The following is a 14,720-nucleotide window of genomic DNA, read 5'->3' as shown; positions in this document are numbered from 1 at the left end:
TGTAGCCGCTGAGCTCCTCAGCGGCTGCATTCAGTGCGCGCAGCGTACGTTGGTTCGAGTGGTGTGATTCTGCTCCAGTGGAATGATTTCGCTCCGTACCCATCCTGACCCCGCCCTTGCGGGATCAACCCGCCAGACCCTCTCCAGAGCTGGAGCAGTTTCACTCCACTGCTTTCGTCACAATGCGTTCATTTTTATTTAAGTTATTGATTTTAAAGGTTTTTTAAAACTTGGCATCGCCTTTGCTCTTGTCCTGTCAGTTGCGCCTGTTCGTCCTGCACCAGGACACATTGATAACAAGAGAAAAGTCCATGAGCACTCTGCGTTTTACTCCTGAACACGAATGGCTGCGCCTGGAAGCATCGGGCCATTTGACCGTTGGCATTACCGACTTTGCCCAGCAGGCACTGGGTGATGTGGTGTTTGTGCAGGTACCCGAGCTGGGGGCGTTCGAGGCAGGTCACGAAGTGGCCGTGCTGGAGTCGGTCAAGGCAGCCAGCACTATCACCATGCCGCTCACCGGAGAGGTGGTGGCCGTTAACCAGGCTCTGGCCGATGACCCGGCACTGGTCAATGCCTCACCCATGGGCGAAGGCTGGTTCTTTCGTATTTGCATCGAAGACATGTCGGCTTTCAACGATCTGCTCGACCAGCAGGCCTATGACGCCTTTGTTGCCGAAAACGGCTGATATCGCCGCGCAGGCATTGCTTGAATCTCTAATAAAAAGGAAATCCCTCATGTTCCATAAAAGCCTGACCCTGTCCGATTTCGACCCCGCCCTGTTCGACGCCATTACCCGCGAGGCGCAACGTCAGGAAGAGCATATCGAGCTGATCGCCTCGGAGAACTACACCAGCCCGCAAGTAATGCAGGCCCAGGGCACCGAGCTGACCAACAAATACGCCGAAGGCTACCCGGGCAAGCGTTATTACGGCGGCTGTGAGCACGTGGATGTGGTCGAACAACTGGCCATCGATCGCGCCAAACAACTATTCGGCGCAGGCTATGCCAACGTCCAGCCGCACTCCGGCTCACAAGCCAACGCGGCGGTGTACCTGGCGTTGCTGCAAGCAGGCGACACTCTTCTGGGCATGAGCCTGGCTCACGGCGGCCACCTGACTCATGGAGCCAAAGTCAGTTCATCGGGCAAACTGTACAACGCGGTGCAATACGGCACCGACGCCAATGGCCTGATCGACTATGACGAGGTCGAACGCCTGGCCCTGGAGCATCGGCCCAAAATGATCGTGGCCGGGTTCTCGGCCTACTCCAAGACCCTGGATTTCCCGCGTTTTCGTGCCATTGCCGACAAGGTCGGGGCGTATCTGTTTGTGGACATGGCCCATGTCGCCGGGCTGGTGGCGGTCGGTTTGTACCCCAACCCGCTGCCTTACGCCGATGTGGTCACCACCACCACCCACAAGACCCTGCGCGGGCCGCGGGGCGGGCTGATTCTGGCCAGGGCTGATGCCGATCTGGAGAAAAAACTCAACTCGGCAGTATTCCCCGGCGGGCAGGGCGGCCCTCTGATGCATGTAATCGCTGCCAAGGCGGTGTGCTTCAAGGAGGCGCTGCAACCAGGCTTCAGGGACTACCAGTTCCAGGTGATCAAGAATGCCCAGGCCATGGCTGAAGTGTTCAAGCAGCGCGGCTATGACGTGGTTTCCGGCGGCACCGACAACCACCTGTTTCTGGTCAGCCTGATCCGCCAGGGCATTACCGGCAAGGATGCCGACGCAGCACTGGGCCGTGCCCATATCACTGTCAACAAAAACGCTGTGCCCAACGATCCGCAGTCACCGTTCGTGACCTCGGGCCTGCGTATCGGCACCCCGGCGGTGACCACCCGTGGCTTGCAGATACCCGAGTGCCGTGCGCTGGCCACCTGGATCTGCGACATCCTCGACCATCCGGGCGATGCGGCGATCGAGGCCCGGGTTGCCCGTCAGGTCGGCGAGCTGTGCGCACTGTTTCCAGTGTATTCGGCCTGAATGCATACCCGTGTGGAGCCAAGTCATGAATGCACCATTGCCTGTTGCCAGCCGCCCGCAGCCCTTGCAGACCGGGGTAAAACTGCGGGGAGCCGAGAAGGTGGCGCGTATCCCGGTGAAGATCCTGCCCACCGAAGAAATCCCGCGCAAGCCAGAGTGGATCCGCGTGCCCATTGCCACCTCGCCCGAGGTGGCACGGGTCAAGGCGCTGCTGCGTAAGCACAAGCTGCACAGTGTGTGCGAAGAAGCGGCCTGTCCAAACCTGGGCGAGTGTTTTTCGGGCGGTACAGCGACCTTTATGATCATGGGTGATATCTGCACCCGGCGCTGCCCGTTCTGCGACGTGGGGCACGGCCGGCCCAAGCCTCTGGACAGGGACGAGCCGAAAAACCTGGCGATTGCCATTGCCGACCTGGGCCTCAAGTATGTGGTGATCACTTCGGTGGACCGTGATGACTTGCGCGACGGCGGCGCGCAGCACTTTGTCGATTGCCTGCGTGAAATCCGCAAGCTGTCGCCCGGTGTGCAACTGGAAACCCTGGTGCCCGACTATCGCGGGCGCATGGATGTGGCGCTGGCGATCACTGCGCAGGAGCCCCCCGATGTGTTCAACCACAACCTGGAAACCGTACCGCGACTGTATAAAGCCGCACGCCCGGGGTCGGATTTCGGGTGGTCACTGGATTTGCTGCAGAACTTCAAACACCGGGTGCCCCATGTGCCGACGAAGTCGGGGCTGATGCTGGGGCTGGGCGAGACGGACGAAGAGGTGATCGAAGTGATGCGGTGCATGCGCGAGCATGAGGTCGACATGCTGACCCTGGGCCAGTACCTGCAACCTTCGCGCAGCCACCTGGCGGTACAGAGGTTTGTGCACCCTGACACCTTCGCCTGGTTTGCCGAAGAAGGGTTGCGCATGGGCTTCAAAAACGTCGCCTCGGGGCCGTTGGTGCGCTCGTCCTATCATGCGGATAAACAGGTGCAGGGAGGCACATCGGCTTAGCCGGGTGCCACAAGCCCGCTCCCACAAGTACAGGGTTTACTTCTGAACAAGAGCCTTGATGATCGCTTCAATGTTGCCCTGCAACTCAGTCACGGGATCGGTGCCATCGGCACCGATTACCACCAGCTTGCTGCCACCCTCGGCAATGGCTTTTTGTACCTCGGCTGAAGGCTGGCGATGGTCCAGCACCAACGCCACTTCATTGTTTTTCAGGGTTTGGGTCAACCCTTGCAGTGATTCCGGTGTCCAGGTTTCATCACCCTTGTGATTGACCTCGACCCGCTCCAGATTCAACCCGCCAATCAGGTAATCCAATCGGTCGGACAGGCTCACCACACTCAAGTTGTCCGCCTGGGCCAACTGCGCTTCGCTGTCGGCGCTGAGCTTGAGCAGGCGCTGCTTGAGGCTCGCCAGATTGGCTTCGATCTGCGGCTTGGCATCCGGTGCCAAGCGCACCAGATCGGCAGCGATCACATCCGCCATGCGCCCCATATTGTTGCTGGTCAGCCACGGTTGGCTATTGAGACCATCGACATGAACACCTGGTTGCACGGCAATGCCCGGCAGGCTGCCGTCCACCGGCCGCGCTGCGTCCACTTCAACAATGCGGATATTGCTGCGCCGCGCCATCGGGTACAGCGGATCGTCGCTCCACACGGAGCGCAGGCCGATCACCGCATCGGCTTCTGTGGCCAGCGAGTGCAGGGCCTGGGCACCACGGCTGCTGAAATAGGCACTCTGGCGGCTGCCCGGCAGGTTGGCCGGTGCTGCCCGTTGCAGTTTCACGCCGCTGTCCTTGAGCAGCAGTTCGCTCAACCCAAAGGTAATCGGCAGGCTGGCCAGTACGGTGGTTTCGGCCAGCACCGGGGTGCTCAACAGGCCGGTGAGGGCCAGGGCGAGGGTCAGTTTGCGCAGAGTGAACATTTATCCAATATTCCCTTTCAGGCTGGGCACCACGCCACGGGCGATGGCGGCGAGGGCGAAGGCGATGCCGGCCATCAGAATGATCGCGGCACCGGACGGGATCGGCAGGTCAAACACGATGGGCAGCAGAATGCCGCACAGGGTGCTGACGGTGGCGATCAGCACCGAGATCCAGAAAAACCCCTTCAGCGACTGGCTGAGCAATCGTGCCGCCGCCGCAGGAATCACCAGCAGGGCGCCGACCAGAATCGCGCCGATAACTTTAACGGCGGCGACGGTGATCAGCGTCACCAGAATCACGAACAGGTAGTCCAGCGCCTTCACGGCCACCCCGCGTACAGCGGCCAGTTGCGGGTTGAAGCTGGCCAGCATGATGCGGTTGTACAGCGGCAAGCTGAGGCCCAGCACCAGCGCGCCGACCACGGCCAGTACCAGCAGGTCGTTACCGTTGACCGTCAATACCGAACCGAACAGCACGTTTTCGAGGATATGCACGTTGATCTTGCCGGCCAGAATCAGCAGCAGGCTCGCGCCCAGGGCCAGCGACACCGAGAGGAACACTCCGATCAGCGTATCCGGTGCCAGCCCGGTGCGGTTGCGCAGGTAGTTGAGCGAAATCCCGAACAGCAGGCAGTAGCCGAACAGGCTGCCATAGGGGCCGGTGTAGGGTTCGCCGAGCAGGATGCCGATGGCCACGCCGGTCAGTGCGGCATGGCCCACGGCCTCGGAAAAAAACGCAAAACGCTTGACCACTACCAGGGTGCCCAGGCCACCCAGCACGGGGCCGATCAGCAAGCCTGCGAGCAGGGCGTTGACCACAAAGCCATACGCCAGTACTTCTGGCAGATAACCGGCAGACGCCCAGCCCTGGACTAGCAAGCGGAAGGCTTCGTAACTCATGAAAGGGCGCTCCCGTGAGCCTTGGGATGGGTCGAAAACAGCGTGAGCAAACGTTCCGGGCTCAGGGTTTGTTCCGGCGCCCCGTCGAACAGCACCTGGCGGTTGAGCCCGGTGACACGCTCGGCCAGGCGCTTGACGGCGGCCAGGTCGTGTTCGATCCACACCACCGTGACCCCGGCCTGGCGCCAGTCCGTCAGCAGTCGCTCAAACACCTGGGCACCGGCTTCGTCCAGGGCCGACATGGGTTCATCCAGCACCAGCAATTGCGGTGCCGGGATCAGCCCCTGGGCCAGCAGCACCCGCTGGCGTTCACCACCGGACAGCGCGCCCATGCGCCGCTTGCGTTTGTCTTGCATGCCCACCCGTTCCAGCGCTTCGCCGATGGCCGGGGCGACCTTGCGCGACAACCCCATAAAGGCCGGGCGACGCTGGCACATGGCGGCCATAAAGTCATCGACGGTCATCGGCAGGCCACGGTCGAATTCCAGTGCCTGGGGCACATAACCGATCAGCCCCGGCTCACCGGGCCAGTTCAGGCACAGGCGACCCTGATGGGGCATTTGCCCCAATAGCGTCTTGATCAGCGAACTTTTACCGCCGCCGTTGGGCCCTACCAGGGCATGCACACTGCCAGGGCGGATGCTGAAGCTGACATGATCGAGAATGGGCGTGCGCCCCAGGGTCAGCGACACTTGGTCAAACTCCACCCCCGGCCCGCAGGCCGTGACGCAGAGGCGTTCGGAGGCGGTCATGCGCCGGCCTCCTGGATTGCCCGGACCACGGTATTGAGGTTGCCGGTCATTTCTTTTTCGTACTTGTCGGCGCTGTAGTCACCGTAGGAAATGTGCGACAGCGGGTACAGCCTGACCCCTGACTCGCGCTGAATGGTGTCGACGTAAGTGGACGGGAAATCCATCTCGGAGAAGATCACCTTCACATCCAGTTCGCGCAATTGGTCGATGGTTTTCTTCAGCTGGCTGGGGCTGGGCTCGATACCGTGGGCAGGTTCGACCACAGCGGTGACTTCCAGGCCGAATTCCCGTAGCAGGTAGTCATAGGCCGCGTGCACCGTGGCCACGCGCAGGTCGGCATTGGGTGCCTGGGTCAGCTTGGCCAGGGCATCTGCGCGCATCTGGCGCAGGCGTTTGCCGTAGGCGCGGGCATTGGCGGTGTAAGCCTTGGCGTTGGCCGGGTCGAGCTTGCCCAGTTCACGGGCAATGTTGTTGACCTGAGCGATCGAGGCGCTGATGGACAGAAAGGTATGCGGGTTGACCACCTTGCCTGCACCCCGTGCCGCGTTACCCGTGGCGGCCAGCAGCGGTACGTTCTGGTTGGCCTCGATCACCGGGATCTGCGGTTTTTCGCTGGCCTCGATCATGCGGTCGGCGAAGTCATCATGGCCCACACCATTGAGCACGATGACATCCAGGGTGCCGATGCGCTTGATGTCTTCAGCGCGGGGCTCGTAGGCGTGCGGGTTGAACCCGGCCGGAATCAGCGGCACCACTTCAGCCCTGTCACCGACGATGTTTTTCACATAGCTGTAGTAAGGGTGCAGGGTGATGCCGATACGCAGCGGCTTGGCCAGGGGCGCGGGCGCGGTGTCGGCGCTGACCAGGGGAGACAGGCAAAGGGCGAACAGGCTGGCCAGCAACAGGGTGCGGCGGCGCAATACAGATGAAATCGACATGGCGAGCAGTCTTCTCTCAGGGCAAGCGGTGGGTTCAGTGGCGGTGCTGACGGGTAACCCCGGCATCGAATTGCGCGATCACTTGTTGCCAGCCACTCTGGTTGAGGGCGGCATCGTCAAGGTCGGCAGGGACACTGGCGCCGGGATTGCGGTTAAGCCACACGTCCGGTTGGTCGCCAATGCGCAGCAGAAACGAGCCTGCCACTTCAGGGCTGGGGCTCAGGCCCAGGTACGCCTGCTCGCCGAGCAACTGCCAGGCGTGGTTGCCACGGCTCACCGAACTGGCGTCTTGGGCAAAGGGCGCGAAGCCTTCTTCGGCCAGTTGCGCGGGTTGGGGCAGGGCGGCGGACTCTTCGCGCAGCAGCAGGATTTCGTCCAGGGTGACCCGCAGATCGGCATAGATCCCTTGTTCGGCGGCATTCAGGTCGCGGCGCGCATCCAGCTGATGGGCCGCCACCGACGTCACCTCGCTGGATTCATGACGCCAGGCCACCACCGAGCCGGCCACGGTCACAATCAGCAGGCACAACAGCAGCACATACAGGGTTTCATGCCCCGCCCCGGCCGGGCGTACGACTTGAGTACTCATGGGGCCTCGATATCGGCTTGGTCGATTTCAACGATATGCCCAGGGCCGGCGTCGAAGAGCACATAAAACTCGGCATCCGGACGTTTGAAGGTCAGGGTCGAATCGGCCCCCAGCTTGCCGGGTACCAGGATGGTTTCGTCGTAGCCGATCACGTCCAGGGTCACCCCCGGTGCGCCGCTGCCATCAGAAAACCCGCCGGTGCAGCGGATTTGTCCGTCTTCAATGGCCTTGCATTCGCACATCGGGTTGTGGGCCTGTGCCTGGCTGCAAACGCCGATCAAGGCGATCAGGGCCGTTGCCAGGGCAGGTGTTTTAAACAGGCGCGCATGCATTATTTCGCTCCTCGTTGGGCCAGCCAGGCGAGGGTTGCCGGTGAGGCCTGGCTCAGGGGAATGGCGGCCTGGTGCATGGAGCCGTCCCACCCTTCGAGGGTGATCCACAGCTCGGCATCGGCCTTGGTGCGTTCCGGGATGGGCAGGGTGGCGCCCATGCGATAAGGCGTGCCGAAGAAAATCACCCCGGCGGCGCGCAGGCTGCGCGGTTTGCCGATACGCAGGTAGGCGGCCTTGACCTGATCGATGCAGGTGTCACACAGGGCCGCGTTAAAACTTTTCATATAACCTGCCGGGCCATCGGGGCGCGGGGCCTCGTTGCGCAACTCGGCCAGTTGCAGGCTCCAGGGGCCGACCTGCACGGTGCCGATGTCGCGCTCGCCCAGGCCGCTGTCGCCGCGAAACAGGGAAGCGTCGGCAAAGTACTTGGGCATAAAGCCCAGCGGCACCAGTAACAGCAGGACATTGATGTGAAAGCGCCATTTGTGCCACAGCCGGCTCAGGGTGGACGCAGGCTGTGCAGCCGCTGCCTTGCTCATACATTGGCCTCTTCGTGCTGTGGTTTATGCGCCGAGACGGCGGCTGCCCTCCGGGGTTTTTCGCTGCGTTTGAGGGCATTGGCGGTGGCCAGGGCCGTACGTTTGGTCCAGATCAACAGGCCGCTCAACACCATCATGCTGAGAATCAGGCCGAAGAAGAACCAGATCAGCTTGACCCACAACCCGCCAAAATCGCCGGTGTGCAGCGGGCGCATGGACTCGGTCACCAGCTCCAGTCCGGAGCGGTCGGCAATCATCCGTGAGCCTTCGATTGCGCCGTTGTACGGGTTGATGTCGGCAGTCTGGAACAGCAGCGGGTACCAGCCCGGGCCGCCCACCTCGATATGCCCGTAGGCATTGCTCGGCAGGCTGACAAAGCTGGCTTCCAGCCCCGGGATGTTGTCGGCGGCAATCTTGACCGCCTGATCGAGGCTGATCTGCGGTGCTGGCTTGCCGTCCGGCATAAGCGGCACATCCTGGCGGGCCACAACCGGCGGGTTGCCTGCGGTCGAGATGGAGATCTGGTTATCGAACATGAAAGCCTGGATCAGGAACCACAGACCGGTGATGGAAATCACCGCAATAAACCAGATCGACCAGATGCCGCACAGGCGATGAAAATCCCCCCAAAAAATCCGCGCCCCGTGTTTGAAACGCAGGTTGGGCTTGAAAAAGCCTTTCCAGAACTTCTTGTAGACCACCAGCCCGGTGATCAGCGATGCCAGCAGCGGCAGGCCGAGGAATGACACCAGGTACCAGCCCCAGCTATAGCCGTTGGTAAAGGGCACCAGCCACCAGCCGTGGAGGGCGCGGGTAAAGGCCTTGAAGTCAAAGCTGGGGCTTTCGCCCTGGATCACCCCGGTATAGGGACTGATATACAACGATGGCGAGCGGCCGTCCGGGTACACCACGCTGGCCACCAGGGCAAAGTGCGACTCGTCCGGGCGGCTGATCGACTGTACGGCCAACGTCGGTTCGGCCTTGTGAATGGCGCTCAGTACCTGCTCGTAAGTCAGCAGGGGTGCATCATCGGCCGGTTGTGTGGCACGGGCCTCGGGGGTGGCCAGCCAGACGATCTCCTGGCTGACCACAGCCAGCGTGCCGGTCACGCAGACAATCAGCACAAAGAACCAGATGGGCAGGGTCATCCAGCTGTGAACCAGGAACCAGAGTTTTGAACGGGATTTTTTGGACATGGGAAACGGCAAACTCGCGGCGGGGCGGGTGTGTAATCGCCATTGAGAAGCGACTGCTTATCCATGTAGGACGGATGAGAAGAGCAAAACCCGAAGCTAGATATGTAAAAAATTGTTTCTTGTTCTCATTCGCCTGTAGCAGCTGACGAGCGGAGCGAGGCTGCGTTCGGCGGCGCAGCCGTCGTGAAGTCAAGCGCTTCGGTGTGTCAGGTGGATTGAGTGTTCAGGTTTTACGACGGCTGCGCCGCCGAACGCAGCCTCGTTCCTTCGGCAGCTGCTACAAGGGCCAGTATCACCCTAGCGACCGCCCCAGCTTCCAGTACCCCATCAAGGTCAGCCCCTTGCGGTCCATGCCGCACTCATGGACGAAAAACCGCCTGATCGCCATCACCGCCATCGATTCCCCGGCTACCCAGGCATAAAACTCATTGTGTTTGGCGCTGGCCCGCTCCCATAGGCGCTGGTTATCCAGATCCAGCTCTTGCAGTTCAGCGCACGCCCGGGCCAGCATGCGTCTGGGCGGCAGGCTGGCCAGTTCGCGGGCGGCCAGGAGCATGCCATCGCCATGCTGTTTGCCCAGGCTGGCACGCGGCAACCAGTGCACCTTGGTGTTCGGGCCACAGAGCAAGGGCTGGCAGTCGGCTTCTTGAGGAACTTCAATAAAGGCCTGGACCTGGGGGGTATCGGGGTGCAGGGCAAGTTCTTCAAGGATGCCGGCAATGGCTGGCAGCGCAGTTTCGTCGCCGATCAGCAACAGTTTGCGCATGCCTTGCGGTGGCTGCCATTCATAGCCACCGGGGTCGTCGGTGCAGGCTGCATTGGGCGCTGCGATCTGCAGGCGATCCCCCGCTCTGGCCTGGCTAGCCCAGCGTGTGGCGGGGCCGGTGACGCCGTGGAGGACGAAGTCGATATCCAGTTCGCCGGCCTCAGCGCGCAGGTTGCGAAGGGTGTAGGAGCGCATGGGTGGCACTGACTCGGGGCTCATATCCCGCAGGGGCGCTCGCCAGTCGCTCTGTTTGGGCAGGTTGGCGGTGGCGCCGTTGGCGCTGGGAAACAGTAGCTTGACCCGTTGGTCGGGTGCCAGGGTGCGCATCAGCGCCACATCGCTACCGCTGAACACAAAGCGCGTCAGTGACGGGCTCAAGGTGATGCGGTGCTTGAGCTGGATATCGAACAGACGATATCCCGCAGGCTTGCTCAGACGATTGCGCAGGTTTTGCACCAGGGTGGCAGCGGTGGACATAACAGCACCTCAATAGCAGGAGTCGTCTTGTATAACGAGCCATTGCGCGCCGAATTTAAGGGGCTGGGGGTTAGGCGCCGAACCCGATCTGTGCAATCAGCCACAGGTTGGCGCAACTGATGACTGCAAACAGAAACCACGCCAGCAGCCGCGTCGGCAGTCGGTTGGCGAACGGGCCCATAAGGCGTCTGTCGCTGGTCATGCGGATCAGCGGGTACAGGGCAAAGGGCAGTTGCAGGCTGAGTACCACCTGGCTGAGGATCAGCAGCTTGCCCACCGCATCGTCGCCCATCAGCCACACGCCCAGGAATGCAGGCACCAGCGCCAGCCCGCGGGTGATCAGGCGCCGTTGCCAGCAGGGAATCTTCAGGTTCAGATAGCCCTCCATGATCACTTGCCCGGCAATGGTGCCGGTGAATGTCGAGCTTTGCCCCGAGGCCAGCAATGCCACGCCGAACAGGATGCTGGCCATGGCCCCGCCCACCAGCGGGTCGAGCATGCGGTAGGCGTCCTGGATCTCGACCACGTCGGTATTGCCGGTCTGGTGGAAAGCGGCCGCAGCGAGGATCAGGATGGCGGCATTGACCAGCAGCGCCAGGGCCAGGGAACCGATGGTGTCGATGCGTGAAAGGCGTACGGCATCCAGTTTGCTGGCGTAGTCGCTGCCGGTCAGGCGTGTCTGGACGATGGAGCTGTGCAGGTACAGGTTGTGCGGCATCACGGTGGCGCCAATGATGCCGATGGCGATGTACAGCGGTGCTGCGTCGCTGATGGCCGACAGTGACGGTTTGAAGCCCTCGAACACGTCGGGCCAGTAAGGTTTGATCAGTACCAGTTCGACAAAAAAACAACCGACGATAGTCATCACCAGCGCCAGCATGATCGCTTCAAGTCGGCGAAATCCCCGGCCTTGCAAGGCCAGCACCAGCAAGGTGTCGAAGGCAGTGAGGGCGATGCCGGTGGTCAGCGAGCAGCCCAGCAGCAGATGGAACGCCAGCGCGCAGCCGAGTACTTCGGCCAGGTCGGTGGCGATGATCGAGATTTCCGCCAGCATCCATTGCACCCGCGCCGAGCGCTTGCTGTAGCGCTCACGGCACAGCTGCGCCAGATCGCGGCCGGTGGCGATGCCAAGGCGCGAACACAGGCATTGCACGGCCATGCCCGCGAGGCTGGCGAGCAGTACCACAAACAGCAGGTGATAGCCGTAACGTGAGCCGGCTTCGATGGCGGTGGCCCAGTTGCCGGGGTCCATATAGCCGATGCTGATCAGCAGGCCGGGCCCGGCAAAGCGCAGCACGCGCCTGAAAAACGGCGCGCTGGCGTCGACGGGCACGCTGCCACTGACTTCGGAGGGGCAGAAGGGCGCAGTGGCGGTTGTTGGCAGGCGGAATTTCAAGCGCAGGCTCCGGGTCAGGCAGGGTGGGGCAATGGCACCGGGGTGAGAACGGGTTTGCCGGCAAAAAACGCCCGCAGGTTATCGACCACCAATTGCACCGTGGCTTCGACCGCATCGGGTGACTGGCCCGCTACATGCGGGGTCATGACCACATTGCCGAGGGTTTTCAGCGGGTCGGGTACCAGGGGTTCGTCTTCAAACACATCCAGCCCGGCCCCGGCGATTTTGCCGGCGGTCAGGGCGCTGATCAGCGCCTGGGTATCGACCACACTGCCGCGGGCAATATTGATCAGGTAGCCCTCGCTGCCCAGGGCGTCCAGCACACGGGCGTTGACCAGGTGATGGGTGGCGCTGCCACCGGGGGTGGCGATCATCAGGAAATCCACCGCAGCGGCCAGTTCCAGCACGCTGGCACAGTAGGTGTAGGGCGAGTCGGGGTGCGGCTGGCGGCTGTGGTAGCGGATGCTCATGTCAAAGCCGTGGGCCGCACGTTTGGCGATGGCAGCGCCGATGGCGCCGAGGCCGATAATGCCCATGCGTTTGCCCGACAGTGACGGCTGGCGCACCTTGACCCATTCATTGCGGCGGATGCTGGCGTCGGCCTGGGGGATGCCGCGCACCACGGACAACAGCAGCGCCATGGCGTGGTCGGCAACCGATGAAGCATTGGCCCCGGCGCCAAAGGTCACGGTAATGCCCTGGTTGCTGGCGGCCTGCAAATCGACCTGTTCGAAGCCGGCGCCGATCACGCAGATGATTCGGAGCTGGGGCAGGGCGGCCATTTCATCGGCTTGCAAGCCCAGCGGGCCGCGAGTCAGCACGGCGTCGATGCGGGCGCCGTGTCGGGCTATGGCTTCGGCGCGGCTGGCGGGGGTGGGCGCAAGGATCAGCTCGTAGCCCTGGTTCTCCAGCATATGCAGGTAATCGTTAACGCTCTCTACCAGCACCAGCACAACGTGGGGCATAGGTCTCTCCAGCCAGGGGATGTCGGGAATAAGCCGAGATTAACACCGGTATAGGCTGTTTTTCCCCGTATCAATTCGATACAAACGCTCTATTACAGCTTTTTTCAACCGTGTGGCGGCCGGGCTGAGTCCTGTACTGGAGCCGGGCCGGGTCGGCCTGTTACCATTCGCCCTTTGTTTTATCTTCACTTCGAGACCGCCCATGACCACCGTTCGCACGCGCATTGCGCCATCGCCTACCGGCGACCCCCACGTCGGCACCGCTTACATTGCTTTGTTCAACTACTGCTTTGCCAAGCAGCATGGCGGCGAATTCATCCTGCGGATCGAAGATACCGACCAACTGCGCTCGACCCGCGAGTCCGAGCAGCAGATCTACGATGCCCTGCGCTGGCTGGGTATCACCTGGAGTGAAGGCCCGGACGTCGGCGGCCCGCACGGCCCGTACCGTCAGAGCGAACGTAGCGACATTTACAAGAAATACACCCAGCAACTGGTGGATATGGGCCATGCGTTCCCGTGCTTCTGCACCAGCGAAGAACTGGACCAGATGCGCGCCGAGCAAATGGCCAAGGGCGAGACCCCGCGCTACGACGGTCGTGCGCTGCTGTTGTCCAAGGAAGAAGTGGCTGAACGCCTGGCCGCTGGCGAACCTCACGTAATCCGCATGAAAGTGCCGACCGAGGGCGTCTGCGTGGTGCCGGACCTGCTGCGCGGTGACGTTGAAATCCCGTGGGACCGCATGGACATGCAAGTCCTGATGAAAACCGATGGCCTGCCGACCTACTTCCTGGCTAACGTGGTCGACGATCACTTGATGGGCATCACCCACGTACTGCGTGGCGAAGAGTGGCTGCCATCGGCACCCAAACTGATCCTGCTGTATGAATACTTCGGCTGGGAACAACCGCAGCTGTGCTACATGCCGCTGCTGCGCAACCCGGACAAGAGCAAGCTGTCCAAGCGCAAGAACCCGACTTCGGTGACGTTCTACGAGCGCATGGGCTTTATGCCTGAAGCGATGCTCAACTACCTGGGTCGCATGGGCTGGTCGATGCCGGACGAGCGCGAGAAGTTCTCGTTGCAGGAAATGGTCGACAACTTCGACTTGAGCCGTGTATCGCTGGGCGGGCCGATTTTCGACGTTGAAAAGCTGTCCTGGCTCAATGGCCAATGGCTGCGTGATTTGCCGCTGGACGAGTTCGCCAGCCGCGTACAGCAATGGGCGCTGAACCCCGAGTACATGATGAAAATCGCGCCGCTGGTACAGGGCCGTGTCGAGACGTTCAGCCAGATTGCACCGCTGGCCGGGTTCTTCTTCTCGGGCGGCCTGCAGCTGGATGCCAAACTGTTTGAGCACAAGAAGCTGTCCAACGAGCAAGTGCGTCAATTGATGCAGTTGATCCTGTGGAAGCTGGAAAGCCTGCGTCAGTGGGAAAAGGACGCCATCACCGGCAGCATCCAGGCCGTGGTTGAAAGCTTGGAGTTGAAGCTGCGTGATGCCATGCCGCTGATGTTTGCCTCGATCACGGGGCAGGCCAGCTCTGTGTCGGTGCTGGACGCCATGGAAATCCTGGGGCCGGACCTGACCCGTTTCCGTCTGCGTCAGGCGCTGGACCTGCTGGGTGGCGTGTCCAAGAAAGAAAACAAAGAGTGGGAAAAGCTGTTTAACACGATTGGTTAACAGGGCGTAAAAAACCGTAGCAGCTGCCGAAGGAACGAGGCTGTGTTCGATTGCGAAGCAATCGTAAAATCTAAATGCACGGTTTTTCAGTCAAATCGAGCATTCTGCATTTACGACGGCTATGCCGCCGGACGCAGCCTTCGGCAGCTGCTTGTATGTTTTCCCGGTGCCCAAGAAAATGCCGGGGCGTGTACAAAAAGCGTTTCGGGGAGGCCGATAGCTGCTTAAGGCAGGATTTGCTCCTGACCTTGTCTGTAGAGAGGCCCC

General features: G+C 61.6%; 15 protein-coding genes. 4 read left to right on the top strand and 11 right to left on the bottom strand.

What is annotated here, in order from left to right; translation table 11 throughout:
* Nucleotides 1–311: 311 nt before the first annotated feature.
* From gcvH to lipA, 3 genes are read left to right on the top strand one after another with little or no spacing between them, the layout of a single operon-like run.
* Nucleotides 312–689 (top strand): glycine cleavage system protein GcvH, encoded by a 378-nt coding sequence (gene gcvH / locus HBN79_RS09490; protein ID WP_095002731.1) that lies wholly within the window; start codon nt 312–314, stop codon nt 687–689.
* 49 nt (nt 690–738) lie between these two features.
* Nucleotides 739–1,992, top strand: coding sequence for a serine hydroxymethyltransferase (gene glyA, locus HBN79_RS09485; protein WP_153326524.1), 1,254 nt, complete (start codon nt 739–741; stop codon nt 1,990–1,992).
* 25 nt (nt 1,993–2,017) lie between these two features.
* The gene (gene lipA, locus HBN79_RS09480; protein WP_169916647.1) at nt 2,018–2,995 is read left to right on the top strand and encodes a lipoyl synthase; all 978 of its coding nucleotides are present in this window, start codon (nt 2,018–2,020) and stop codon (nt 2,993–2,995) included.
* A 36-nt stretch (nt 2,996–3,031) separates the two neighbouring features.
* Here the strand turns inward: lipA and HBN79_RS09475 are convergent, their stop codons facing one another.
* The 11 genes from HBN79_RS09475 to HBN79_RS09425 form a co-directional block, all read right to left on the bottom strand.
* Nucleotides 3,032–3,919 carry a zinc ABC transporter substrate-binding protein gene (locus HBN79_RS09475; RefSeq protein WP_169916646.1) on the bottom strand — a complete coding sequence of 296 codons (888 nt, stop codon included), beginning with the start codon at nt 3,917–3,919 and terminating at the stop codon, nt 3,032–3,034.
* Entirely contained in the window at nt 3,920–4,819 is a 900-nt protein-coding gene (locus HBN79_RS09470; RefSeq protein ID WP_095018972.1) for a metal ABC transporter permease, read from the bottom strand.
* Nucleotides 4,816–5,571: a metal ABC transporter ATP-binding protein gene (locus HBN79_RS09465; protein WP_169916645.1), complete on the bottom strand. Its 756-nt coding sequence runs from the start codon at nt 5,569–5,571 to the stop codon at nt 4,816–4,818. The genes HBN79_RS09470 and HBN79_RS09465 overlap by 4 nt, the downstream gene beginning before the upstream one ends.
* On the bottom strand, nt 5,568–6,509 hold the full coding sequence (locus tag HBN79_RS09460) for a metal ABC transporter substrate-binding protein (protein WP_095025035.1): 942 nt from the start codon (nt 6,507–6,509) through the stop codon (nt 5,568–5,570). Before HBN79_RS09460 ends, HBN79_RS09465 begins: the two co-directional genes overlap by 4 nt.
* A gap of 34 nt (nt 6,510–6,543) precedes the next feature.
* Complete coding sequence (locus HBN79_RS09455; RefSeq protein ID WP_095002724.1) at nt 6,544–7,098, bottom strand: DUF6162 family protein; 555 nt, start codon at nt 7,096–7,098, stop codon at nt 6,544–6,546.
* The gene (locus tag HBN79_RS09450) at nt 7,095–7,430 is read right to left on the bottom strand and encodes a hypothetical protein (RefSeq protein ID WP_095002723.1); all 336 of its coding nucleotides are present in this window, start codon (nt 7,428–7,430) and stop codon (nt 7,095–7,097) included. Before HBN79_RS09450 ends, HBN79_RS09455 begins: the two co-directional genes overlap by 4 nt.
* Entirely contained in the window at nt 7,430–7,969 is a 540-nt protein-coding gene (locus tag HBN79_RS09445; RefSeq protein WP_095002722.1) for a thiamine pyrophosphate-binding protein, read from the bottom strand. Before HBN79_RS09445 ends, HBN79_RS09450 begins: the two co-directional genes overlap by 1 nt.
* Nucleotides 7,966–9,165, bottom strand: coding sequence for a PepSY domain-containing protein (locus HBN79_RS09440; protein ID WP_095002721.1), 1,200 nt, complete (start codon nt 9,163–9,165; stop codon nt 7,966–7,968). The genes HBN79_RS09445 and HBN79_RS09440 overlap by 4 nt, the downstream gene beginning before the upstream one ends.
* Nucleotides 9,166–9,457: 292 nt before the next feature.
* Nucleotides 9,458–10,408, bottom strand: a complete 951-nt coding sequence (locus tag HBN79_RS09435) for a siderophore-interacting protein (RefSeq protein ID WP_169916644.1) — start codon at nt 10,406–10,408, stop codon at nt 9,458–9,460.
* 70 nt (nt 10,409–10,478) lie between these two features.
* A complete protein-coding gene (locus HBN79_RS09430; protein ID WP_169916643.1) occupies nt 10,479–11,804 on the bottom strand; it encodes an Nramp family divalent metal transporter in 1,326 nt (441 codons plus the stop codon).
* 14 nt (nt 11,805–11,818) lie between these two features.
* Entirely contained in the window at nt 11,819–12,769 is a 951-nt protein-coding gene (locus tag HBN79_RS09425) for a 2-hydroxyacid dehydrogenase (protein ID WP_169916642.1), read from the bottom strand.
* A gap of 202 nt (nt 12,770–12,971) precedes the next feature.
* Here HBN79_RS09425 and gltX point away from each other — a divergent pair, with 202 nt between their 5' ends.
* Complete coding sequence (gltX, locus tag HBN79_RS09420) at nt 12,972–14,453, top strand: glutamate--tRNA ligase (protein WP_130871711.1); 1,482 nt, start codon at nt 12,972–12,974, stop codon at nt 14,451–14,453.
* The last annotated feature ends 267 nt before the right edge of the window (nt 14,454–14,720 follow it).

The sequence above is a fragment of the Pseudomonas sp. WS 5051 genome, from assembly GCF_012985715.1.
GTDB lineage: Bacteria > Pseudomonadota > Gammaproteobacteria > Pseudomonadales > Pseudomonadaceae > Aquipseudomonas > Aquipseudomonas bubulae.
This window is presented reverse-complemented; position numbering and strand designations above follow the sequence as displayed.

Coding starts and splice junctions, on each gene's coding strand:
- gcvH (WP_095002731.1), top strand. CDS start 312: ATGAGCACTCTGCGTTTTACTCCTGAACACGAATGGCTGCGCCTGGAA.
- glyA (WP_153326524.1), top strand. CDS start 739: ATGTTCCATAAAAGCCTGACCCTGTCCGATTTCGACCCCGCCCTGTTC.
- lipA (WP_169916647.1), top strand. CDS start 2,018: ATGAATGCACCATTGCCTGTTGCCAGCCGCCCGCAGCCCTTGCAGACC.
- HBN79_RS09475 (WP_169916646.1), bottom strand. CDS start 3,919: ATGTTCACTCTGCGCAAACTGACCCTCGCCCTGGCCCTCACCGGCCTG.
- HBN79_RS09470 (WP_095018972.1), bottom strand. CDS start 4,819: ATGAGTTACGAAGCCTTCCGCTTGCTAGTCCAGGGCTGGGCGTCTGCC.
- HBN79_RS09465 (WP_169916645.1), bottom strand. CDS start 5,571: ATGACCGCCTCCGAACGCCTCTGCGTCACGGCCTGCGGGCCGGGGGTG.
- HBN79_RS09460 (WP_095025035.1), bottom strand. CDS start 6,509: ATGTCGATTTCATCTGTATTGCGCCGCCGCACCCTGTTGCTGGCCAGC.
- HBN79_RS09455 (WP_095002724.1), bottom strand. CDS start 7,098: ATGAGTACTCAAGTCGTACGCCCGGCCGGGGCGGGGCATGAAACCCTG.
- HBN79_RS09450 (WP_095002723.1), bottom strand. CDS start 7,430: ATGCATGCGCGCCTGTTTAAAACACCTGCCCTGGCAACGGCCCTGATC.
- HBN79_RS09445 (WP_095002722.1), bottom strand. CDS start 7,969: ATGAGCAAGGCAGCGGCTGCACAGCCTGCGTCCACCCTGAGCCGGCTG.
- HBN79_RS09440 (WP_095002721.1), bottom strand. CDS start 9,165: ATGTCCAAAAAATCCCGTTCAAAACTCTGGTTCCTGGTTCACAGCTGG.
- HBN79_RS09435 (WP_169916644.1), bottom strand. CDS start 10,408: ATGTCCACCGCTGCCACCCTGGTGCAAAACCTGCGCAATCGTCTGAGC.
- HBN79_RS09425 (WP_169916642.1), bottom strand. CDS start 12,769: ATGCCCCACGTTGTGCTGGTGCTGGTAGAGAGCGTTAACGATTACCTG.
- gltX (WP_130871711.1), top strand. CDS start 12,972: ATGACCACCGTTCGCACGCGCATTGCGCCATCGCCTACCGGCGACCCC.